Source organism: Delftia lacustris, from assembly GCF_040267515.1.
GTDB lineage: Bacteria > Pseudomonadota > Gammaproteobacteria > Burkholderiales > Burkholderiaceae_C > Comamonas > Comamonas tsuruhatensis.
The window spans coordinates 1,739,765-1,761,818 of record NZ_CP141274.1 but is presented as its reverse complement, the minus strand read 5'-3'; the positions used below and the strand labels follow the sequence as shown (position 1 = coordinate 1,761,818).

Annotated in this window: 18 protein-coding genes; 8 read left to right on the top strand and 10 right to left on the bottom strand. The window is 62.2% G+C overall.

The genetic code is table 11. The features are described 5' to 3' along the window. The 3 genes from U6958_RS09425 to rpsO all read right to left on the bottom strand — a co-directional run bounded on the left by U6958_RS09425 (nucleotide 1) and on the right by rpsO (nucleotide 3,849). Nucleotides 1-1,002 carry an NAD(P)H-quinone oxidoreductase gene (locus U6958_RS09425; RefSeq protein WP_083393569.1) on the bottom strand — a complete coding sequence of 334 codons (1,002 nt, stop codon included), beginning with the start codon at nucleotides 1,000-1,002 and terminating at the stop codon, nucleotides 1-3. A 118-nt stretch (nucleotides 1,003-1,120) separates the two neighbouring features. Continuing rightward, nucleotides 1,121-3,376, bottom strand: a complete 2,256-nt coding sequence (pnp, locus tag U6958_RS09420) for a polyribonucleotide nucleotidyltransferase (protein WP_074921028.1) — start codon at nucleotides 3,374-3,376, stop codon at nucleotides 1,121-1,123. A 206-nt stretch (nucleotides 3,377-3,582) separates the two neighbouring features. Beyond that, complete coding sequence (rpsO, locus tag U6958_RS09415; RefSeq protein WP_012206984.1) at nucleotides 3,583-3,849, bottom strand: 30S ribosomal protein S15; 267 nt, start codon at nucleotides 3,847-3,849, stop codon at nucleotides 3,583-3,585. Between the two features lie 280 nt (nucleotides 3,850-4,129). On the opposite strand from rpsO, the gene U6958_RS33330 reads away from it, so the two are divergent. The 7 genes from U6958_RS33330 to U6958_RS09385 all read left to right on the top strand — a co-directional run bounded on the left by U6958_RS33330 (nucleotide 4,130) and on the right by U6958_RS09385 (nucleotide 10,459). Then, nucleotides 4,130-4,444 (top strand): hypothetical protein, encoded by a 315-nt coding sequence (locus tag U6958_RS33330; protein ID WP_074921029.1) that lies wholly within the window; start codon nucleotides 4,130-4,132, stop codon nucleotides 4,442-4,444. 253 nt (nucleotides 4,445-4,697) lie between these two features. Continuing rightward, the gene (locus U6958_RS09410) at nucleotides 4,698-5,261 is read left to right on the top strand and encodes a GspH/FimT family pseudopilin (protein WP_016447717.1); all 564 of its coding nucleotides are present in this window, start codon (nucleotides 4,698-4,700) and stop codon (nucleotides 5,259-5,261) included. Continuing rightward, a complete protein-coding gene (gene pilV / locus U6958_RS09405; protein WP_074921030.1) occupies nucleotides 5,252-5,890 on the top strand; it encodes a type IV pilus modification protein PilV in 639 nt (212 codons plus the stop codon). The genes U6958_RS09410 and pilV (U6958_RS09405) overlap by 10 nt, the downstream gene beginning before the upstream one ends. After that, a complete protein-coding gene (locus tag U6958_RS09400; protein WP_047326636.1) occupies nucleotides 5,887-6,762 on the top strand; it encodes a type IV pilus assembly protein in 876 nt (291 codons plus the stop codon). The genes pilV (U6958_RS09405) and U6958_RS09400 overlap by 4 nt, the downstream gene beginning before the upstream one ends. Continuing rightward, on the top strand, nucleotides 6,759-7,523 hold the full coding sequence (locus U6958_RS09395) for a PilX N-terminal domain-containing pilus assembly protein (RefSeq protein WP_016447720.1): 765 nt from the start codon (nucleotides 6,759-6,761) through the stop codon (nucleotides 7,521-7,523). Before U6958_RS09400 ends, U6958_RS09395 begins: the two co-directional genes overlap by 4 nt. A gap of 15 nt (nucleotides 7,524-7,538) precedes the next feature. Beyond that, a complete protein-coding gene (locus U6958_RS09390; protein WP_074921031.1) occupies nucleotides 7,539-10,025 on the top strand; it encodes a pilus assembly protein in 2,487 nt (828 codons plus the stop codon). Between the two features lie 8 nt (nucleotides 10,026-10,033). Further along, a complete protein-coding gene (locus U6958_RS09385) occupies nucleotides 10,034-10,459 on the top strand; it encodes a type IV pilin protein (protein ID WP_074921032.1) in 426 nt (141 codons plus the stop codon). Nucleotides 10,460-10,485: 26 nt separating this feature from the next. Here the strand turns inward: U6958_RS09385 and ribD are convergent, their stop codons facing one another. From ribD to U6958_RS09350, 7 genes are read right to left on the bottom strand one after another with little or no spacing between them, the layout of a single operon-like run. Continuing rightward, the gene (gene ribD, locus U6958_RS09380) at nucleotides 10,486-11,622 is read right to left on the bottom strand and encodes a bifunctional diaminohydroxyphosphoribosylaminopyrimidine deaminase/5-amino-6-(5-phosphoribosylamino)uracil reductase RibD (RefSeq protein WP_074921033.1); all 1,137 of its coding nucleotides are present in this window, start codon (nucleotides 11,620-11,622) and stop codon (nucleotides 10,486-10,488) included. A 36-nt stretch (nucleotides 11,623-11,658) separates the two neighbouring features. Continuing rightward, on the bottom strand, nucleotides 11,659-12,150 hold the full coding sequence (locus U6958_RS09375) for a type IV pilin protein (RefSeq protein WP_074921034.1): 492 nt from the start codon (nucleotides 12,148-12,150) through the stop codon (nucleotides 11,659-11,661). Next, nucleotides 12,147-17,039, bottom strand: coding sequence for a pilus assembly protein (locus tag U6958_RS09370; RefSeq protein WP_074921035.1), 4,893 nt, complete (start codon nucleotides 17,037-17,039; stop codon nucleotides 12,147-12,149). Before U6958_RS09370 ends, U6958_RS09375 begins: the two co-directional genes overlap by 4 nt. A 12-nt stretch (nucleotides 17,040-17,051) precedes the next feature. Next, a complete protein-coding gene (locus U6958_RS09365; protein WP_083393570.1) occupies nucleotides 17,052-17,762 on the bottom strand; it encodes a PilX N-terminal domain-containing pilus assembly protein in 711 nt (236 codons plus the stop codon). 11 nt (nucleotides 17,763-17,773) lie between these two features. Next, nucleotides 17,774-18,844, bottom strand: a complete 1,071-nt coding sequence (locus U6958_RS09360) for a PilW family protein (RefSeq protein WP_074921037.1) — start codon at nucleotides 18,842-18,844, stop codon at nucleotides 17,774-17,776. A gap of 3 nt (nucleotides 18,845-18,847) precedes the next feature. Beyond that, a complete protein-coding gene (gene pilV / locus U6958_RS09355) occupies nucleotides 18,848-19,471 on the bottom strand; it encodes a type IV pilus modification protein PilV (RefSeq protein ID WP_074921038.1) in 624 nt (207 codons plus the stop codon). A gap of 9 nt (nucleotides 19,472-19,480) precedes the next feature. Beyond that, nucleotides 19,481-20,185 carry a GspH/FimT family pseudopilin gene (locus U6958_RS09350; protein WP_244160450.1) on the bottom strand — a complete coding sequence of 235 codons (705 nt, stop codon included), beginning with the start codon at nucleotides 20,183-20,185 and terminating at the stop codon, nucleotides 19,481-19,483. Nucleotides 20,186-20,304: 119 nt separating this feature from the next. On the opposite strand from U6958_RS09350, the gene U6958_RS09345 reads away from it, so the two are divergent. After that, on the top strand, nucleotides 20,305-22,050 hold the full coding sequence (locus U6958_RS09345) for a phospholipase D family protein (protein ID WP_074921126.1): 1,746 nt from the start codon (nucleotides 20,305-20,307) through the stop codon (nucleotides 22,048-22,050). Nucleotides 22,051-22,054 lie beyond the last annotated feature (4 nt).

Here is a 22,054-nt window from a genome sequence, read left to right as displayed (position 1 = left end):
TTACCACGTCAAAACGATTTTGCCGGTGTGCTGACTCGACTCCATCAGCGCGTGCGCCTTGTCGGCATCAGCGGCAGCAAAGGTGCTGTGAATCACAGGGCGGATACCGCCTGCCTCGATGAGCGGCCAGACCTCGCGCCGCAGCGCCTGGGCGATGGCCGCCTTGAAGGCGACAGGACGCGGACGCAGCGTGGAGCCCGTCACCAGCAGGCGACGGCGCAGGACCAGGCCCGCATCGAACTCCGCCTTGATGCCGCCCTGCACCGCAATGATGACCAGACGGCCATCCTCGGCCAGGCTCTGCACTTCGCGCGCCACATAGCTGCCCGCCACCATGTCCAGGATCACGTCCACGCCCTTGCCGTCGGTGATGCGCTGCACCTCCGCGGCAAAGTCCTGGGTACGGTAGTTGATGGCATGGTCGGCGCCCAGCTTCAGGCAGTCGGCGCATTTGGCATCGGAGCCAGCCGTCACGATGACCGTGGCGCCACGCGCCTTGGCCAACTGGATGGCCGTCACGCCAATGCCGCTGCTGCCGCCCTGCACCAGCAGGGTTTCGCCCGCCTGCAAGGCGCCGCGATCGAACACATTGCTCCAGACGGTGAAGAAGGTTTCAGGCAATGCCGAAGCCTCCACCTCGCTGAGCCCCGCCGGGATGGGCAGGCACTGGGCCACTGGCGCAACGCAGTACTCCGCATAGCCACCACCGGCCAGCAGCGCGCACACGCGGTCGCCCACGCGCAGGCCTGCCAGCCGCATGGCCTCGTCGTCACCCGACACGATCACCCCGGCCACTTCCAGCCCGGGCAGATCCGAGGCACCGGGCGGCGGGGCGTAGTGCCCCTTGCGCTGCAACACATCAGGGCGATTGACACCGCTGGCCGAGACCTGGATCAGCAACTCCTGCGCGCCGGCCACGGGCAGCGGACGCTCGCCCAGGCGCAAGACCTCGGGACCACCAAAGTCCGTGAGTTCCACGGCACGCATGATTTGCTTTTCCATTTTTCGACCTCGCAATCCCTGTCAAAAATGCCACAAGCGCTGAACAGGTCAGCGCTTTTTCCAGTCACCGCATGCACCTGCAAGGCCCCCCCTTTTTGGGGAACGGCCTTGCCGGGCATTACTGCTGCTGTTGCTGCTCGCCCTCGGCAGCCGGACGACCGCCTTCACGGGGCTCGCGAGGTTCACGCGGCTCGCGGTACTCGCGTTGCTGGCGGGGCTCACGCGGCTGGCGGAACTCACGCTCGGCAGGCGCGGGGCGCTCGCTGCGCTCCATGCCGGCAGGACGCTCGGTCAACGCCTTCAGCGACAGCTTGACACGACCCTTTTCGTCGGTCTCCATGACCTTGACCTTGATGATCTGGCCTTCCTGCAGGTAGTCGGCGACGCGCTCCACGCGCTCGTGGGCAATCTGGCTGATGTGCAGCAGACCGTCCTTGCCGGGCAGCAGGTTCACGAGAGCACCGAAGTCCAGGATCTTGGTGACCGGGCCTTCGTAGATCTTGCCGATTTCGACTTCGGCCGTGATCTCTTCGATGCGGCGCTTGGCTTCGTCGGCCTTGGCGGCATCGCTGGAAGCGATGGTGATGGTGCCGTCTTCGCCGATGTCGATCTGCGTGCCGGTCTCTTCGGTCAGTGCACGGATGGTGGAGCCGCCCTTGCCGATCACGTCACGGATCTTCTCGGGGTTGATCTTCATCGTGTACAGCTTGGGAGCGAAGGACGAGATCTCGGCCTTGGCTTCACCCATGGCTTCCTGCATCTTGCCCAGGATGTGCATGCGCGCTTCCTTGGCCTGGGCCAGGGCGACCTGCATGATTTCCTTGGTGATGCCCTGGATCTTGATGTCCATCTGCAGCGCAGTGATGCCGCTGGTGGTGCCAGCCACCTTGAAGTCCATGTCGCCCAGATGATCTTCATCACCCAGGATGTCGGTCAGCACGGCGAAGCGGTTGTCTTCCTTGATCAGGCCCATGGCGATACCGGCCACGTGGGCCTTCATCGGAACGCCTGCATCCATCATCGACAGGCAGCCGCCGCAGACCGAGGCCATGGACGAGGAGCCGTTGGACTCGGTGATTTCCGACACCACGCGGATGGTGTAGGGGAATTCTTCCTTGCTGGGCAGGCAGGCCGCCAGGGCGCGCTTGGCCAGACGGCCGTGGCCGATTTCGCGGCGCTTGGTCGAGCCCATGCGGCCCACTTCGCCGGTGGCAAAGGGAGGCATGTTGTAGTGGAACAGGAAGCGGTCCTCGAACTCGCCGGCCAGCGCGTCGATGCGTTGTGCATCGCGCTCGGTGCCCAGCGTGGACACGACCAGGGCCTGCGTCTCGCCGCGCGTGAACAGGGCCGAGCCGTGCGTGCGGGGCAGCACGGAGTTGCGGATTTCGATGGGACGCACGGTGCGCGTGTCGCGGCCGTCGATGCGCGGCTCGCCGGCCAGGATCTGGCTGCGAACGATGCGTGCCTCGATGTCGAACAGCATGCCTTCGACCTTGACGCCGTCGAACTCCACGCCCTGGGCCGTCAGGCCGGCCTTCACGGCGGCGTAGGCTTCGCGGCAGGCCTGCGTGCGGCTTTGCTTGTTGCGGATCTGGTAGGCCGCGCGCAGGGCTTCGTCACCCAGTGCTGCCACCTTGGCGATCAGCTCTTCATCCTTGGCGGGAGCGACCCAGTCCCAGACGGGCTTGCCGGCTTCGCGCACCAGTTCATGGATGGCGTCAATGGCGATGCGGCCTTGCTCGTGGCCGAAGACCACGGCGCCCAGCATCACGTCTTCAGGCAGTTGCTGCGCCTCGGACTCCACCATCAGCACGGCAGCTTCAGTACCGGCCACGACCAGATCCATCTGCGAATCCTTGCGCTGGGTCTGGCCGGGGTTGAGCACGTACTCGCCATTGATGTAGCCCACGCGGGCGGCACCGATGGGACCGTTGAACGGAATGCCCGACACGGACAGGGCGGCCGACGTGGCGATCAGGGCGGCGATGTCGGCATCGACTTCGGGGTTCAGCGACACGGTGTGGATGACCACATGCACGTCGTTGTAGAAGCCTTCGGGGAACAGCGGGCGGATCGGACGGTCGATCAGGCGGCTGGTCAGGGTTTCGAGTTCGCTGGGCTTGGCTTCACGCTTGAAGAAGCTGCCGGGGATCTTGCCTGCGGCGTAGGTCTTCTCGATGTAATCGACGGTCAGCGGGAAGAAGTCCTGGCCGGACTTGGCCTGCTTGGACGCCACCACGGTGGCCAGCACCACGGTGTCATCGATGTTGACCAGCACGGCGCCGGAAGCCTGGCGGGCGATCTCGCCGGTTTCCATGGTGACCGTGTGCTGGCCCCACTGGAAGGTCTTGGTGACTTTGTTGAAGATGGACATTGTTGCTCCTAGGGAATGTTGGCCAGATGCACTCATCCGGCCATGATGGAGAGCAATTCAGAACACGATGCCATTCCATTGCTGGATTTCTTGCTATCAAATCCGCAGCAATGGAATGACACAGCTTCGCTCTGTCTTGCTTTCTCCGAAGTAAAAAACGCCTGAGCTAGACAGGCTAACTCAGGCGTTTCGATCTCCCACCGTGCTTACTTGCGCAGGCCCAGCTTGGCGATCAGTGCGGTGTAGCGATCAGCGTCCTTGGACTTGAGGTAGTCCAGCAGCTTGCGACGGCGGCTCACCATGCGCAGCAGGCCACGGCGACCGTGGTGGTCCTTGGCGTGTTGCTTGAAGTGAGGGGTCAGCTCGTTGATGCGTGCGGTCAGCAGGGCCACTTGCACTTCTGGGCTACCAGTGTCGTTGGCAGAGCGTGCGTTGGACTTGACGACTTCAGCCTTCACGGAAGATGCGATCATTTTTTTTCCTTGGAAATTGGCGCCTCAAAGACAAAAGCAAGGAGGCAGCCTTGGTTACTTGCGCCGGGACTGGAAAGGCCCCGACGTGCGTCTTGCACCATGCAAAACCCTGGGATTATAACAAGCACGCCCGGACCGGCATCCACACCTGATTTGCGCCCTTTGCCACTTCGGCCTGCTGGCCGCCCAGAATCCCGCAAAGCCCGCGCCAAAGGCATGCCGTCACGAAGCACGGATATGTGGTGCGCAGGCATTCCATACACCAAGGGAGGGCCACGCCATGGCAGTGCGTTTTTCATTCATTCCATCGACCCGACAAGCGCAGCTGCGGCAATGCACCCTGCTCTGCCTGGTCGCGGCCCTGGGCCTGGCCCTGCCTGCCCAGGCTGCGTCCCATCGCGCCGACGCATCGGCTGCGCAAGGCGCCAAGCGCAAAAAGGGCGGGCAGCGGGTCCGGGTGCCGACGCAGCGCAGCAGCTCAGACGAGTCGCCCGAGCAACGCGACAAGCGGCTTTACCGCGAATGCCAGGGCAGGCACAACGCCGGAGCATGCGCCGGATACACCGGGCAGCCGCCGGGCAGACGCCAGCGCTGACACGCTCCCAGAAACAGTCCTAGGCCGGCCTCGAATACCCAAAAATCCGGCAAAGCCTTGCCATCATTGGATTTTTTCGCACCTCTGCACGCCTGAATTCAGCCCCATTCACTGCACAACTCCTATTTTTTGACCAAAGAAACAGATTGGTCTGAAAGACATGCACGAACAACCCCAATAGATTGAGCGGCGCACGAAACAAGCAGCAACAACCAGCGTTGCGCAAGCCAATCGACGGGGAGGGATTCAAGACATGTCATCGACCAGGCCTCAGGCTCGCCCGGGCGCCGAAGGCTTCACTGCCATCGAGTTGATGGTGGTCGTCGCCATCCTCGCCGTGCTCACCACGCTGGCAGCTCCCAGCTTCAACCTCATCATCGAGCGCTGGCGTGTTCGCCAGACCGTCGAGGCCCTGCAATCGACGCTGCAGTACGCGCGCTCCGAAGCCGTGCGTCGGGGTGGGGGCGTTTTCATCCAGAAACTGCCCCAAGGCACCAAGGGCTGCACCCTGGCGGCGCAGCACGCCGACTGGGGCTGCGGCTGGGTGGTGTTCGCCGACCGCAATGGCAACAGGCACTGGGATCCCAAGGAGGAGCTGCAGCGCTTCGACACGCCCGCCCGCACCCTCGTCACCCGCTCCCGGTCTGCCTCCATCATCAGTGTGGACCGCTGGGGTCAGTTGGGCGGACTCACCGCCATGGGTTTCGCCATTGCGCCATCTCCGGCCGGAATCACTTCCGCCGCAACCCAAGGCATTTGCGTTTCGTCCGGCGGACGCATCCGGGTGGTCGGCCAGGAGGGTATTCCATGCGCCTGACTCGTACCCGCAATCGGCATCCCAATGGCTTTACCCTGATCGAAACCCTGGTCGCCACCGTCATCACGGCCCTGGGTGTTCTGGGAATCCTGGGACTGCAGATGCGCACCCTGGCCGACAACCAAAGCGGCGTGCGCCGCGCCCAGGCCATCCGGCTGATCGAGGACCTCAGCGAGCGCACGCACGCCAACCCCAACTCCCTCGGACAGATCGGCCGCTACGTTTCCGACTGGAATCACACCCCCGAATCCGTCGCCGACTGCAGTGCCGCCGCATGCGGCCCGGACGCAATGGCCAGCTACCACCTCGCACGATGGAAGGCATCCGTTCGCCAACTGCTGCCAGGCGGGGCCGCCAAGGTCTTCCTCGCAGGAGACGAGGCAGCCGCCAGCGCCGGCAATGGGCGCCAGCTGGGGATCATGATCAGTTGGCGCGAGAACGAAAAGTCCGGCAAGGCCGACTACAAGGACCCCATCGGGCTTGATGGCGATGGCGATCGCATGCACGGCGATCAGGCCATGGCCTGTCCTGCAGGCAGAACCTGCCACCTGCAATACATCGCACTCAGCGCTCGCTGCGCTCCCTACCTTGCAAACAACGCAGTCCAGCTCTTCTGCGCAGGCCCATGAATCCCCATCGCATCGCCACCGCCATTGCGGCCAGACCGCGTCAACGCGGCCTGAGCCTCGTCGAACTGCTGGTCGGACTTTTCCTGGGACTGCTGATCATCGGCGTGGCCATGGGCGCACTCATGGCGTCACGCGCCGTGTCCGCCACCGTCAGCGATGCCGGTCAGTTGCAACAGCAGGCTTCCCATCTCTTCCGTGTCATGGGCCGGCAGATCCGGCAGGCGGGGTCCCTGCGGCTGCTTCTTGCATCACACAAGAAGGCAACAGAAGCCATTGACGTGGCAGACCCCGTTGCATTCGAGGCGGGCGCACTGGACTTCAACCCCGTGCACGACACCATCCAGGGCCTCGATGCACCCGGGCGCTCCCAATACAAGCTCGCCGTGGGCTACAGCAACTACACGCAGCCGCTGCACACATCGGCCATCGAGACCTCACTGCAGCGCAATTGCCTGGGGCAGACCAACAGCGACAGCCTCATCCTGAGCCGCTTTGTCCTGGACGCCAGTAAAAACACCCTGCGCTGCGCCGGAGCGCCCTCCGCGGGTGCCCAGCCCCTCGCCAGGAACGTCGCCAACTTCCAGGTGCGCTACCTGATCCAGGCGCCGGGGGGCGCCGCCCGCATCCAGTATGTCAACGCAGCCGCCGTAGGCCAGGACTGGCCTCGCGTCGTCGGCGCCGAGGTCTGCCTGGTGCTCTTCGGCAACGAGGCCATCGACATGCCCGCCAACAGCAGCTATACCGACTGCGCCGACAGCGACGGTACGGCCGAATCCATCCACATGGCCACGCTGCCTGCGCCCAGGACGCGGCGCCTGCACATGGTCTTTCGCAGCGTGTACCAGTTGCGCAGCCAGGGGTTGGCCGGATGACGCACAAGGCTGCAGGCATGCGACATGCCCACACCTGCGCAGCGCAGCGCCAAAAAGGCATCGCCCTGTTCATCGTGGTGGTCCTGGTCATGCTGTCCATGCTGCTCGCCCTGTGGGCGTCGCGCAGCGCACTGTTCAACGAAATGTTCGTGGGCAACGATGCCGACTACCAGCGTGCCCTGGAGGCTGCACAGGCCTTGCTGCAGGATGCCGAACTGGATATTCGGGGCGAACAGGCCAGCGGCGCCGCCTGCGCCGCCAGCAGCAGCCAGCCATCCGTCTGCCGCAGCGGTGCAGGCATCGCACAGTTCCCCCGGGAAACCGGGGAAGTCGGCCTGCTGCTGGCCAGCCTCGCTGAGGCCACACCCACTGGATGCCGCGATGGCCTGTGCACCAAGCGCACGGGACCTCAGGACTTCTGGAACAACGCGGACGAAGGCCAAGGGATCACGCTGGGCCAGATGACTGCCGCTGACGTCGGCGCACGCTACGGCCAGTTCACGGGCGCCATCGCTGGCGGAAAGAGCGACTCCATCCTGGCAAATCGTGAGGCAGGAAAGGGAGGCTGGTACTGGATAGAGATCCTGCCCTATGACGTCAACGCAGGGAACTCGGGCGTCATCGCCAACGGCTCACCCCGACTGGCCCTTTACATGCAGCCCCAGGTGATTTATCGCATCACGGCCATTGCCCATGGCCGCAAGAGCAACACCCAGGTGGTGATGCAGCAGACCTACGCCCGGCAGAAACGCCGCGACTGACTCAGGACACCTGACATGCCCCACCTCTGCCATCCCTGGCTCCGGCGCATCCTGCTGCCAGCGCCGACAGCCGCAGCCATGGCCGCTGCAGTCCTGGCCGCGCAAAACAGCCAGGCAATGGATATGATCCAGTCGTCGCTTGGGCCCCGAGTCAAGGTCACGATAAAGCCTGGCCTGCCGGCACCCATCCAGGTCCAGCAGGTCTTGGAGGCAGACACTCCAATTGCCAGGGTTCAGGCAGATGGCACCGAATTCGCCGCGCCCATTGAAGACTGCCCGGCCGGACAACAGGCAGATGCCAAGGGCCGCAGCAGCTCCATGGCCTCCAGCGGCAGCGTGATTACGCGGGCCGGCGTGGACATATTCAGCGCCCGCTACAGGGCAAAAGCGGCCTGGAGCGGCTGGATCAGCGCAGAAACCGTCCAGGCCGATGGCAGCCTCACCGCAACAGCCGGCTGGCAAGGCAAAACCACGGCCGGCCACCTGGATGCACTCAGCGACGAACAGGCAATCAATGACCGTCTGATCCTGACCTGGAGCGACAGACTGCAAAGAGGCGTGTCCTTCAAGTGGAATGAACTCGACCACCTGCAGAAAGCCTCCCTGGGCATCGATGTCGAAGGAAGAGCAGACAACCTGGGCAAGCACAGGCTCAACTTCATACGCGGCGACCGCCGCATGGAAGCGCCGGGACAACCGCCGCGCGTTGGCCCCACCCGTCCTTTTCGCCAGCGCAGCTCGCGCCAGGGCGACATCGTCAACTCCCAGATCTGGCATACCGGTCATCCCGTGGACAACTGGCCCCTGCCGGGCTATGCCGCCTATACCCTCGCCCAGCAGAAACGCCAGCCCATGATCTATGCAGGCGGCAATGACGGCATGCTGCATGGCTTTTCGGCCACCGACGGCAGGGAAAAGATCGCCTACATCCCACGAGGCGTGATCTCCGGACTGGCAAGACTTTCCGACCCCGACTATGACGCCCGGCATCGCTACTTTGTGGACGGCTCAGTCATGAGCGGCGACATCCCCTCGGGCAGCGTTGCGTCCTCGCAGTGGCGCACTGTGCTGGCTGGCATGGCGGGCGCCGGAGCCAAGGGCTACTTCGTGCTGGACATCACCCATCCGGAGGCTTTCAGCGAGTCCGGTGCCAGCTCGCTGGTCCTGCTTGACCGAACCCAGACACGCAACAGCGATCCCGGCGACTGCACCAGCCTGGATGACGTGCGCCAGCGCGCCACTTGCCAGGAAAACAAGGACCTGGGCCATATTTTGGCGGCGCCCGTGCTGGACGATGCCAACCCGCAACGCAGCACTCAGATCACGCAGTTGAACAACAACCGCTGGGCACTGGTGACGGGCAACGGCTACCACAGCACCAACCAGCGGCCCGTGTTGCTGATCCAGTACCTCGATGGCAACCAGGAGCTGTTGCGCCTCGTTGCCACGGGCAATACCCCAACCGGCACCACCCCCGAGACTACCCGCAACGGACTCTCCGCCCCGCGCCTTGTGGACATCAATGGAGACGGCCGGCCCGATGTGGTCTACGCAGGTGACATCCAGGGCAATCTGTGGAAATTTCTCATCGCCAGCGGTGCCTCCTCCCGCTGGGGCGTGGCCTTCGACGGCCGGCCGCTGTACACAGCCTGGGGTGGCAGTTCTCCATCGGCCACTCGCAACCTGCGTCAAGCCATCACCGCCCCTCCTTCCGTACGCGCCAATGACCGGCGCAGGGCCAGCAAAAATGCCAAAGAAGGGCGCGAGCGCTTGACGGCAGGCGGCATGCTGGTGGCATTCGGTACCGGACGCCACATCACGCGGCAGGATTCTGGCAACACAGCGGTCCAGAGCATCTATTCCATCCTCGACAGCACCCGCTACAGGCTGCTCGCGGACGGCAGAGTGCAAGCTTGCCTCGATGGCAAGGATTCGGACTGCAGGCAGCCTGACGGACAGCGAGCGGCACCCGTTTCAGGCATCGGAGAACTGGCCAGGCGCTCGGTGAACCATCAGCCGGTAGCGGCGGCCGGCCAAGGCTTCTGGCGCGTTGACTCCACGACCGACCTCGACTGGACGCGGCACAAAGGCTGGTACATGGACCTGCCCCTGCCGGGCGAGCGCCTGCTCAAGCCAATGGGCTTCTACGACGGCAGCAACATCCTCGCGATCTACAGCCAGATACCTGCCGGATCCCCCAAACGCCCCGGCGAAAGCGCAAGCCCGCCCGACGCCTGCAATGCGAGCGAGGAGCGCCAATTCCTGACATTCATGAACATCATGGATGGCAAGCGACCCGGCGTTCCGTTGATGGACAGCAACGGCGATGGGGTCTACGGCACGGCAGATGAGGAGGTCTCGCGCGCAAGCGTCGCCAGGGGATCCCAGGCCTTGCTCCACAAGGGCCATCACGCCATCGGCTACGACGCCGAAGGCCGCCGCAATGTACTCGCCCGCATGCCGGAGCAATCCCTGCGCCCCAGCTGGCGCCAAATGAAATGAGGCACCACATGCGCCGCCCTCAATCCCCAGGATTCACGCTCATCGAACTCATGATCGTCGTGGCCGTCATCGTCATCCTCGGCACGGTCGCCGTGCCCAGCTACAACGAGTACATCCGCGCAGTCCACCGCGCCGACGCCCGCGCCGGCCTGCTCCAGGCCCAGCAATGGCTGGAGCGCGCCGCCACCGCCAACGGCACCTACCCCACCGAGTTGCCAGCAGATCTGACCTGGGCCCACGACTCCAGCAAGCGCTACACCATCGACTTCCTGTCAACCAGCGGCCACGACGACGACACCTACACCCTGATCGCCACACGCCGCGGCTCCCAGTTCGGTGACCGATGTGGCGATTTCACGCTGACCCATACGGGCGAGCGTGATGCGCTCGGCCTGGGTGTGAATACCACTGCGGTGGAGTGCTGGGGGCGGTAGCAGTAGCTGCGGCTGCGCATGACGCCTCAGGTTGCGCAGCTCAACCCAAGCCGATCCGCCCCTACCTTGCGGAGAAGCACCCGCAGGTCGCCTCCCACACTTGAGACTGAATGGAATGACATGGCCTGAGCATCGGCCAGTCTGCTCAAAGAGGGCATATCGGCCCAACCGGCTCCGTTCCATAGAAGCTTGGGCGCCAGATAGGCCAACCATTCGTCTACCAGCCCTGCTTCGGCAAGCGCAGCATTGAGCCGATGGCCGGCCTCGACGTGCAGCTCATTCACTTCCAGCCTGGCCAGATCATGGATCATGGCGGGCACATCCACACGCCCCAGACCATCAGGCACATACTGCAACTGCGCTCCACGCTCCAGCAGCGCAAGCGCGCGGTTTGATGCCAAATCACTGACTGCCGTGTAGATGACGACCTTGCGTTGCGCAGCAAACAAGAGTGCATCCGGAGGTGTCTGGAGCTGGCTATCCACCACGATGAGCATGGGCTGCCGGGACGTTTCTACCTCTCTGACATCCAGGCGAGGATTGTCGGCAAGCACCGTGCCTATGCCCGTCAGGATCGCACAGGAACGGGCGCGCCAGGCATGGCCATCATGCCGGGCTTCGGCAGAGGTGATCCACTGACTCTGCCCATTGCTCAATGCAGTGATGCCATCCAGAGAAGCCGCCACTTTGGCGCGCACCCAGGGCCTGGCACGAAGCATGCGGCTGAAAAAACCCAGATTCAGCTCCCACGCCTGATCTGCGCCATCACCAATCTCAACCTCGACCCCTGCGGCGCGCAGCCTCTCAAAGCCCTGGCCACCCACGCGGGGATTGGGATCCGTCAACGACGCCACGACCTTGCCGATGCCGGCCTCCACCAGCGCATCGCAGCACGGCCCTGTGCGGCCATGGTGAGCGCAGGGCTCCAGGGTCACATAGGCAGTGGCGCCTCGCACGGAGTGCCCTCGGGACTGGGCATCGCGCAAGGCCATGACTTCGGCATGCGGACCTCCCGCGCGCTGGGTGGCGCCTTGACCCAGCAACACCCCCCGGGAGTCGACGATGACGCAGCCGACCCGAGGATTGGGGGAGGTTCTGAACAGCGCTTGCGTGGCAAGCTCGATGGCCTGAGCCATCCATTGCGAGGACAATTTGGAGACCATTTCAGGAGGTCAGCGGTAGCCTAGGCCCTCTGCCAACTATCGCCAGCAGTAGTCCATGGCCGCCTGCTTGTTGGCGAAATACTTGTCACTGTACTCTTTCAAGTCCTTGCGGCCATATTGGTCCAGGTAGTAATCGCCGCAGCGATCCGAGGCCATGCCGGCAGATGCCTTTCGCACGGCCTTGATGGAGTAGGCATCCCGCACATCCTCAGTCACCACAACCGAAATGTCATAGACCGCTGTGCCCTGCCCCTTGGGGGGAGATACCGAGAAATATGCAGGGAACAGCGCAGAATTGGTCACGGCGGTTCCAGCGCTGTTCTTGTCATAGCGGAAATTCTCCGAATAGAACCGTTCCATCCACTGCTGAGCAGACGAAAGAACGGTTCTGGCCTCGGACCTGCGGCTCTTGGCCACATATTCCTTGTAGGAGGGGTAGGCCACAGAGGCCAAGATGGCGACGATGGCCACGGTAATCATCAGTTCGATCAGCGTGAAACCCGCCATCAATCGAGAATCTCTTTTCATTGATTGGTCCTCAGGCCGGGGACATCACGCCACTGCATGCGGGGAGAAGAACTGAAGCACATGATGGCGTCCGCATTGCGGCCCACCACACGCTTGGCACCCATGCCAGGGCCGCAGGTGGGTGAGGCCTTCTCGCAGGTACTGCCCGTGCAAGTACATCCAGGTTCGCCCGCCTTGCAGTTTTTGGTGAAGGGCTTCTTGGAGCGGTCATTCACCACGCGCACGCGCTGGTCACCGCCAATGTCCTTGCCGGCGATGATGACCGTCTTGGAGTTCACCACCATCGTGCCTTGCACATTGCGCTCAGCACGTCCGGAAATAGGATCGATAGTGTAAAGGGTCGTGTTGGGCGTATCCGAGCACTGGTTGGAATCCGATTTGGGCCGGACCCCCACCAGAGAAAGCACGCCCGCATCCAGCGACGGATCGGCGAGCACGGCCTCGGCCGAGCCAGGCAGGGCGATGTACCAGCCATCGTGCTGTGACCAGTCCAGCGCCGTTCCATCGGAAGATAGGTAGACATTGCCCGCACTATCGCGCGTATATGCACGGGACACCAGCGTGCTGCCCGACCAGGCCGGTAACGCCCTTGACGTGGGCATACCAGGGCGATCCCAGATGCCATAGACGCGTTGCGTGGTGCCCGTCGCAGGGAAGTCCCCGGTTTCAAATGCATTGCCAGTACCGAAGGTGACCAGCATGCCGCCACGCCCCATGAACAAGGTCTGCGGCGCTGTTGTGATGGGCAGTTGCGTCGTGACAGCCGAGGCTCCGGTGCCCGTGGTGTACTGGGCTCGGAACAAGGGAAGGTTGGCGGACGACGTGGATTTGTAGGCTACGCCCCAGTTGTCTGCCGTCGTGCTGGACACATCGAACTTCCACAGATTGCCCTTGAGATCCCCTGCGTAGATCACATCGGCCGTACCGTCGCCGTTGTAGTCCTCCCAGCGTGGCATGGCCATGCCATTGCCGGTGCCAGCATCGGCGACGATCTTGGTATAGCGCCCGCTCCAACTGCCGCTCGAAGGGCCATCCATGTAGAGGATATAGAGCACCGCCTTGCCACCGGGAGACCTGTTGCCGTTGCCCAGCAGCAGCGCATACTGGCCGTTGTTCATCTTCGCCACGGGTGTGGCCTGATTGCTGGTGGTATGGATACCCACATCGCCGGTGATATAGCCGAGATCCGCATCATCGTCCGACGTGAATTGCCATTTGAAGATGCTGGACGCATTGGACTCCGAGAAGCTCGAAGGGTCGGTCGCATCGAGAGCAAACACGGCGCGTCCACCGCGACCCAGCGATGCGAAGACATAAGACCGCCACACCGACTTGGAGCCCGATGTCACCAAGACGTCCGCCGTAAAAGGATTGCCGTCCACATAGGGCCAGATCGTGCCCTGCGGCAAGGTCTCGGTGGAATCCAGTGTGAAATTGGCGTTGTTGAGTTTGGTGCGACTGGAAGTGTCGCGCTGCAGCGGCAGCTCGGGCAGGCGATTGGCCAGCACCCCCGGCACATAGGCCAGCAGCTCATTGCCATTTTCCGCATCGAAGGCGTGCAGCATGCCGTCATTGGCTGCCACCCACAGCAGCTTCTTGCGGCTACGGTTGTCGCCATAGAACTTGGTGTAGTCGGCATTGCCCTGAATCAGCGCCTGAGGGCGATCCTGTATCCAGGGTGTGCCGTTCACGATGGAGCCCAGCAGACTATTGCCACGCTGGCGCAGAGCGGAGGCGCCCTCCAGAGATTGGTCGCCGCGCACATAGTTCAAGGCCAGCTTGGCGTTGTCCACGCTGAGCTTGTTGGCTGAAGCCGTGGTCATCTGCTCTTTATATGCGTCGGTCAGGGAGTCCCAGCGCAAGGCGATACCCGCATTGCTGCCATTGCCGCTGTTGGTGATGATGGCGCGCGTGCCACCCGCCGCAGCGGTCTTGAGCATCAGCCCGGCTTCCCACGAGTAATTGGCGCCGACATTGCCGTCCGCATCGATCTTGTAGGCCTCCAGCGCGCCCGAATAGGTCGCGTTGTCGAATTTGGCCACGTACTTGTAGCTGCCTGACACGAACTGAGAGGACGAGATGGCTGGAGCCGCATTCGAGTCCTTCGCCACGGCATCCAGCACCCGGCGCAACTGGGCCTCGAGAATTTCAGGACGGCGTGCGAGAAAGTAGCCGTCCGGAACACCATCCGAGCCAGAGTTTCCATCGCTGCTCAGGCTGTCCCAGCTGGCCTGGTTGGGCGGCATGGTCAGTGTGCTGTAGGTGCCGTTTGACAGCTTTTCGCTGGAGCGGAAGTAGCCGTATTTCGCTGCGTACCACAGCGGGTCCTTGATCAGTGCATCCGTCTCGCCAACCATGTTGAAGGTCATGGGCACCAGATAGTCCTCGTTCTTGACCGTGCAGTAGGCGGAGAATTTGCTGCTGCTGCCGTCGCTGAACGAGACCGTGCCATTGCCGGTGACATTGCAGACCGTGCCGTCATACGTCTTGGTGCCAATCAGCCGCTTGCGGTAGCTGTCATCACCGCAGAGATACTGGGAGGTATCGGGCATGCCCTTGAGCTTGCCACTGCTGTAGTGCTGGTGGGTCAGGTATCGCCCATTGGCGGATTTGCCGCCCGTTTGCACCCCAATGATACTGAAGCCATGGGTTCCCGGACTGCCCCCGCAGACACCCGGGATGTCGGTGGTGATTTTGATATCCCAGCCAGAAGGCGAACTGGCATTTGCAATCAAGTCGTAGCGCAGGAAGCCGGTGATATCCATGTCGTAGTCGCCGCCCATCAGAATGTCATTCCAGGTGACGATGAAGGAACCATAGAACTCGCCGGAACTGATGGAGGCAAAGGTCAACGGCGCACTGACATTTCCGCCGTCCTGCACGCTCTCAGGCGTGATATAGACATACTTCTTGGGATTGCTGCCAGGGATCAGTACGTCGATTCGCGGAGAGCCACCGGTCAGCGAGGCGGCCATGGTCCGGACCTTGAGTGCGTTCTCCACCGTGCCCAGATCCGAGGGCGGATTGGAGATAGTGCGAATCTTGGCGGTGTTGCCATAGAGCGCGGCGCCTGCCACCTGGTAGGTTCCGCCCATAGCGGGCGCTTCGGGACAGATGCCATTGACGTCCGACAGCGTGCCCACGGTCTTGGCTGAGCAGGCATTCTTGTCGTCCGCCGCTGTCAGCCCCTTGCCGCCCACCGAGCCTACGGAGCGCGATGTGCCTGTCAGCCCTTCGGCATCCCCGATCTTGTTGACGTAGGAATCCAGATTTCCAGTGGTATTCGACAAGGTGCCAAAGGCCGTTCCTGCCTGGCCGTCAAAACTCAGCGCATTGGACGAGAACGCAAGGATATTGAGGGGCCTGCAGATGGCATTGCCATATTTTGCACGCGCATCCGTCGTGGCCAGCGGGTCGGCCCATGTCGCCACGGGCATGCCCGCCGTCGTGTCGTTGTTGCTGGATGACGGATTGTTGGGCGTAGGACTGCTGCCGTTGTAGGCGTAGTACTGCAGGGCCTGCACCACCATCTCGCCTATGGGGTTGCCCCAGGCCGGCAAATCCCCGTCGGGAGAATTGCTGGGCGTCTTGCCGTTTCCATACGAGGTGCCATTGCGTCCGAACAGGATGATGGAGTCGAAGGTCTTTATGGCACCCTTGCCCGTTTCTCGAAGGTCGTCCAGCTTCTTTGCACATTTCGAGGATTCGCTGTGGCAGAAGACACCGGTGGTGCGGTTGATCTCGTCGTCCAGATCGCGGATGTTCTTGCGCAATGCACCCGCCGTATGGTTGTTGTCGTAGCTGCCCGTGATCAGGCCGAATTCCACGCGCGCCGCAGCGTTGCTGGTGCTCGGATAGCCGAACTCCTGCAACAGGCCATAAGGCTTGTAGTTGGATGTGGAGTCCGCCGGATAGGCCTGGCAACGCTCATCGCCCAGCAGGCTGGGAACACAGGCCTTCACCTTCACCGTCAGGTCAGGGCCTACGCCGGAATAGGTGGCTCCGTCCGCAGTCTTCGAAGGAATCTTCTCTTCATGCTTGACCCCACCGTTGCCCTTGTCTGTATCGGAATAAAAGCGCGCCAGCTTGGGGCCAAAGGTGCCCAGGTTGTAGTTGTCCGTGTCATCTCTCCAGCGGCAGAGCTTGACCTCCACGGTGGACCAGAATCTGACATTGCCCTTGACCAGCCGGATATTGGGTTCCGACAAGGCAGGATTTTCACTGCTGCCCGTGACACACATGCTCAGGCCTGCATAAACATTGGCATTGGCGCCCGTCGTTTTTATCAGATCAGTGGTCGAGAATGGCGTGTAGTCACGGATATCCGTGCCACGGTAGTATTTGACGAAGGAGTGCGCATCCTGCACCAGCCTGGAGCCCATCAGCACCGTGGATTCGTTCTTGTCCTCGCTGCGAAAACCTCCATAAAGCATCTTGCGCACGGTATCCAGGCGCGTCATCGTCGCCCAGTTGAGGAAATTGCCGCTCCAGTACGACTGCGTTGCCGGGCAACTGAACTTGGTGGATTTGACGGACCCGGTGGTGACCTCTGTTTTGGTTGCAAGCACCTTGGGCACGAAGATGCCGCTTTCATAGGCATAGCACTTCGTGGCATCGAAATAGCCGTAGTACTTGAAGTCGGGCTTGAATGTGGTGTCGATCACTCCATCGCCATCGAGGTCTTCAAAGTCCGTGTAAACCGGCCCGAACAAGGTGTGGTCCTTCGAAGCCGTCAGCATGATCATCGGCTTGTTGGCCGATGTGACGATGTTCGGCGGAACGCCTTGACGTGGCCTGGACACTTCCAGCGGACTCGCGCCAACGGCAGTGCAGGCGAACGCAGCCACCAAGCCACCCACAAAGGCCAACAATGATTTTCTTGTATTCATTTTTCCCTCACCTCAAGGAAAGTAGATGGTCTGGAGCACCACCTGCGTGCGTTGCGAGTAGCCAAAGCCACGGGCTGTAATCCTGTACATATACGACCACTGATTTGCGTTCTCGCCCCGCGATGTGACCAGGGTTTCATCAAGATTCATCCGTACATGCTTTCTGCGGAAAATCTCTATCAGGTACTCGGGCTGCACGGCCACACCCGTAATGGCTGCAACGCCTGTATATGTTCCAAGCGGCACGCCTCCCGTAAAATTGCAGTTGGTTGCCTTGACCGGTGTTCGACTGGGCTTGGAGTCAAAATCGTCATTCCACAGCCCCCCTTTTCCGGTAGGCCACCAGGGCTCGGCAACTGTGGCGTTGTCCTTGGCGGCGGCAGCCCAGTCCGTGGTCGTATAGCTGGCATCAGCCATGTAGCAAAGCCCGCCCTTGCAGGTGGAAGAAAAGTCGTTGGGATTGAGCTCCTGAACTCCACGAGAGCAGGAGGCATTGGTGCGCAACGCGGTCTCGACATTCAGGATGTCCCGCTCCGCGTCCCGCAATGCCGATTCGGCCGCCTGGCGTGCAGCCTCCTGATCCTGCTGATTGCGTGCCAACCCCTCGGACAGGGTCGATTGCTTGACCATCCACAGCGTGATGCCCGTGATGGCAACCAGCAGCAGCATCACGACAACCAGCGCCACGCCACGTTGATGATTGATTTTTTGTTGCGACGACATGATCACGCGACCTAGTAACTTTGCTTCAGGCCATTGCGGGCGCCGAAAACCTGGACAAGCCGGGTATAGGTCTCTCCTGTCGGCTGGTTTTTTTCCACTTCCTGGCAATCCACATACTTCCGTTCACTGCCAGACTTGTCCGCGATTCGGGTTTTTCCATTGAGCGTCTTGGTAAGAATGCAGACCCGGATGGAGACAACACGCTGCCAGCCCGTCATGGTGACACCATTGATGCTGGCATTCGACAGGCCATTGACCTGTGCAGCCGTATAGAAGCGGTCCGGGGAAAGCGTCTGCTCCGACGAATACACGCCATAGGTGAATTGCAGGTCCTCGATGCCCGCCAGCAGCGGCTGATAGGCGGTGCTGTCAGCGGTGCCATGCGGACTTTTGCCATTGCCGCTGCAAACCAGGCTCTTGGTGTTCACTTCGGTCTGTCCCACGTATACAGTGCCTGCGCTGAGCGCATAGCGGTTGGAGCCGAACAGGGGCAGGCGTGGAGGCTTTCCATCAGCGATGGTCACGCCCTCGGCGTCCTTGTTGCGCTCGCTGTTGCTGGGGTCGGAAGCCACGTCCCGACCCGTGCAATCGAAACGCGAACCCGTTGCACCTCCCATCGAATCGCTGGTGAAGTAGTTGATCACGAGGGTATCAGGGTCATTGGCGGTCTCCGTCCCGCAGAGGCTGGTGGCAACGTCAAGCTTTGCACCATCGCAGCCATAGATCCCGGTCTGAAAGGCGGTGGGAGGCCAGCCGCTGGCCGGATCCGCCCAATCGGTAGACACCCGCGAAGCAGCAGGGATGGGCGGATAGGTGTCATACATACCGGTCTGGCTTACATCCACCGGGATGGGCAACGCTGGCGCCGGATAAAAGCCGGCATTCATAATTGCGCGCCCCATCATCTGCATGGCAAATGCCCCCGTCTCGGTGCTGACAGTACTGCGGTCCTGGGCGCGCTGGGAATCCACTGATGCCATGTACACAAAAACGGCGGCAAGAATGATGACCATGCTGATGGCCAGTGCCACCATCAGCTCCACAAGAGTCATGCCACGCTGTGGCTGGATGTGCGTTTTCATAGCTCAGGGCACGAAAGAAAAACGGGAGCAGCGCACCCCTTCGACCGCCTTGGCCTCTGCCGGACAACAGGTCTGCCGAGCCATGCCGCTCTGGTCGGCATTGCAGGTGGGTGCCTTCTGCAATGTGGCATCCGAGCTGCCGTCGGTGAACTCCTTGTCGAACCACATGAGGGTCACGGCAATACCGTCACGCTTGTTGCCCGAAAGCATGGCGGATCCCTGCGGCATGCTTTCGCGAACTTTCTGACGCCAACTCAGTAGATCAAAGGTGGCACGTTCACTGGAACTGCAGGCCGCGGAATTGCAATTCTTGGTCACGGTAAAGTTGCTGTTCTTTTGCTGCGTGGCCCAGTCCGCGGTAATCGTGTACAGAGAGGTCGTGCTACTGCCCTCCTGCATGAAGCTCGGGCCTGCGGCATCGGCGTTGATGCGAATGCGTTCGGACAGATCGAACACAAGACCGGTCCCTGCTGTGCGGGACATGGTGGTGATTCGGTACTTCGTCGTGGCAGCCTGCAGCCCCGCCAAGCCCAGCAGGCCAATAGACAGAATGATCAGCGCGACCATCATCTCGATCAGAGTCACGCCTTCATCAGTGCGGCGCGTCATTGAATGAGCAAATTTCATTCTTTGCCCTCAGCAGGACTTGTTGCCCGGGATGCTCCTGGAACGCCCCTGGGCATCTATGCAGATATTGGAGCCGTATCTCTTGCTGTAGGCACTGTCTTTGTCCTGATAGAACAAGCCAAACTGGGAAGAGCTCGGCAAGGACGGAGAGCCGGATGAGTTGAACATGATGGTTCTGAGCGGCTTAGTGCCTGCGGCAGAAAGAAGTACGTCGCTGCCGTTGGCCACCCGCGCGAAGATCAAATCACCATCCACAGCAGGCTTGGTAGCAGAGGCATCGCAACTGGTATTCAAAAAGGCAATCCAGCCGACCTGCCAGTTACTGCCCGTAGTCGTGCAGACAGGTGCCGCATCGCCCGCCTTGCTGCTCATGCACATGGTGACGCAGGTGTTGCGGCTTACAGATTCATTCCTGGCCCGAAGGATGCTCCCCGAGAACTCTCCACCCACGCCGTTCATCTTGCTTTTGACGATGTAGTCGCCAATGGACGGTGCTGCCAGCATCGCCAGCACAGCGGCAATGCTTAGCGTCACCATCAACTCGATCAAGGTGAAGCCTTTTGCCTGCGTTGGCGGCGGTAACAGAAGCTTGCAAAAAGACATATTTTGATTATTACTTTCCACTTCGCAGCGCAGCGGACCGTTCAGCGGGCACAGGCCACCGCCTGTCTTGGCGCCAGACTGGTCTGGCAGGCTTGACGCGTTTTCGGCCACATCTGCTACAGATGGAACATGCAAAAATCCACAGGCGCCGTCCCCTTACAGACTATTCCCTAGCCTTCATCACCATGAGCGACTCGTCCTTACCCTTGAACCGGTTGCGCAAGTCGCTCATGGGCATGGCATTGCTTGCACTTCTGGCATCCACAGGATGCGCGGGGCTGCCGAACGACGTGGAAAGACCCGTGACCCATGCGCTGGTCGCGCCCCCTCAGTCAACGCCTTTAGGCCGCTTGCTGGAGCTGCAACGTGCCGAAACGGGCGCAAAACAGTCCACCTCTGCCTTCACCCTCCTGTCCGGCGCCCAGGCCGCCTACGGCGCACGGCTGGCCCTGGTCGAGGGTGCGCAGCAGACGCTGGACCTGCAGTACTACGCCATCCATGCCGACGAGAGCACGCAGCGCCTGCTGCGCGGCGTGGTGGAGGCGGCGCGGCGTGGCGTGCGGGTGCGGGTGTTGCTGGACGACTTCCACAGCACGGGTGCGAATGCGCAGGTCATGCGGCTGGCCTTTGTGCCGGGCATAGAGATGCGCATGTTCAACCCGCTGGCGGGCGCACGCAGTTCCGTGCTGGGGCGGGCCTATACGCTGTTGACGGATTTCCAGCGGGCTCAGCAGCGCATGCACAACAAGCTCTTCATTGCCGACAACGCCATGGGCGTGATCGGGGGGCGCAATCTGGGCGATGCGTATTTCGACGCGGACAGCGCCAGCAATTTCGTGGACCTCGACGTGCTGGCTGCGGGGCCGGTGGTCGGCGATCTGTCACGCAGCTTCGACAGCTATTGGAACAACCCGCGCGCCTATCCGGTTCAGTCGCTCATCAGTCTCAAGGAGCTCAAGCAGCTGCGCGAGCGCTTTGCCGATGATGGCGATCAGGCGCAGGACGAGGACCCTACGCCTGCCGTTGCCGCCAAAGAGGCAAAGACGGCTGAGCAGGCCGCCGAACACAGCCGCATCATCTGGGACCAGCAGCCCATGGATTTGCGCAAGGCGCCATGGACCTGGGCCTCGGCCGCCGTGCTGGTGGACCAGCCGGCCAAGATCCCGCTGGACAGGGATGACAGCCCGAGCACCAGTGCGGACGCGTCTGCGCCAGCCACACCCGCCCCGAACAGCCCGCAGGCCAAGCCTGCTGGCACGCTGCCCATGGGCCAGCCAACTCCGGCCTTGCGCCAGGCGGCGCGCCCAGTGCTGGAGGCCGATTCGGTAGTGGACGGCCTGCTGGCCCTGGTCCGCAAGACGCGGCGCGATCTGCTGGTGGTCTCGCCCTATTTCGTGCCCGGTCCGGACATGATGGAGGCGTTTCGCGGCGCGCGGCAACGCGGGGTGCGCGTGCGCATCCTGACCAATTCACTGGCCTCCAATGACGCGCCCCTGGCCCATGCCGGCTATGCGCGCCACCGCAAGGCGCTGCTGGAGATGGGCGTTGAACTCTATGAGATGCGCAGCACGGCGGCCAGTGTCCGCTCTGCGTTTGGCTCGGGCAGCAGTGGCGGCGGCGGTCCTTCAGGCGCCACGGGTGCCTCGCGCGCCATGCTGCATTCCAAGCTGCTGGTGGTGGATGGTCACCTGGTGGCAGTCGGCTCGATGAATCTGGACCTGCGCTCGCAACTGCAGAACACCGAGATCGCCCTGCTCATCGCCAGCCGCGAGTTCGGCCGGCTGGCCACGCAAAGTATTGACGAGGGCCTGCAGGACGGCAGCTGGCGCGTGGAGATCGACAAGGATGGAGGACTGGTCTGGCGCGCCTCGGAAGACAGCGACCGCGCCGACGAGCACAGCGAGCCCGATGCCAGCTGGGGCCTGCGCCTGATGCTCAAGCTCCTGGGCCCGCTGGCGCCGGACCACCTGCTGTAGGCGG

Bases quoted from the DNA above. Each gene is read 5' to 3' on its own strand.
- rpsO (WP_012206984.1), bottom strand. From the start codon at position 3,849: ATGATCGCATCTTCCGTGAAGGCTGAAGTCGTCAAGTCCAACGCACGC.
- U6958_RS09370 (WP_074921035.1), bottom strand. From the start codon at position 17,039: ATGAATACAAGAAAATCATTGTTGGCCTTTGTGGGTGGCTTGGTGGCT.
- U6958_RS09365 (WP_083393570.1), bottom strand. From the start codon at position 17,762: ATGTCGTCGCAACAAAAAATCAATCATCAACGTGGCGTGGCGCTGGTT.
- pnp (WP_074921028.1), bottom strand. From the start codon at position 3,376: ATGTCCATCTTCAACAAAGTCACCAAGACCTTCCAGTGGGGCCAGCAC.
- pilV (WP_074921038.1), bottom strand. From the start codon at position 19,471: ATGAAATTTGCTCATTCAATGACGCGCCGCACTGATGAAGGCGTGACT.
- U6958_RS09425 (WP_083393569.1), bottom strand. From the start codon at position 1,002: ATGGAAAAGCAAATCATGCGTGCCGTGGAACTCACGGACTTTGGTGGT.
- U6958_RS09375 (WP_074921034.1), bottom strand. From the start codon at position 12,150: ATGAAAAGAGATTCTCGATTGATGGCGGGTTTCACGCTGATCGAACTG.
- U6958_RS09360 (WP_074921037.1), bottom strand. From the start codon at position 18,844: ATGAAAACGCACATCCAGCCACAGCGTGGCATGACTCTTGTGGAGCTG.
- U6958_RS09345 (WP_074921126.1), top strand. From the start codon at position 20,305: ATGGGCATGGCATTGCTTGCACTTCTGGCATCCACAGGATGCGCGGGG.
- U6958_RS09410 (WP_016447717.1), top strand. From the start codon at position 4,698: ATGTCATCGACCAGGCCTCAGGCTCGCCCGGGCGCCGAAGGCTTCACT.
- U6958_RS09385 (WP_074921032.1), top strand. From the start codon at position 10,034: ATGCGCCGCCCTCAATCCCCAGGATTCACGCTCATCGAACTCATGATC.
- U6958_RS09400 (WP_047326636.1), top strand. From the start codon at position 5,887: ATGAATCCCCATCGCATCGCCACCGCCATTGCGGCCAGACCGCGTCAA.
- ribD (WP_074921033.1), bottom strand. From the start codon at position 11,622: ATGGTCTCCAAATTGTCCTCGCAATGGATGGCTCAGGCCATCGAGCTT.
- U6958_RS09395 (WP_016447720.1), top strand. From the start codon at position 6,759: ATGACGCACAAGGCTGCAGGCATGCGACATGCCCACACCTGCGCAGCG.
- U6958_RS09390 (WP_074921031.1), top strand. From the start codon at position 7,539: ATGCCCCACCTCTGCCATCCCTGGCTCCGGCGCATCCTGCTGCCAGCG.
- U6958_RS33330 (WP_074921029.1), top strand. From the start codon at position 4,130: ATGGCAGTGCGTTTTTCATTCATTCCATCGACCCGACAAGCGCAGCTG.
- pilV (WP_074921030.1), top strand. From the start codon at position 5,252: ATGCGCCTGACTCGTACCCGCAATCGGCATCCCAATGGCTTTACCCTG.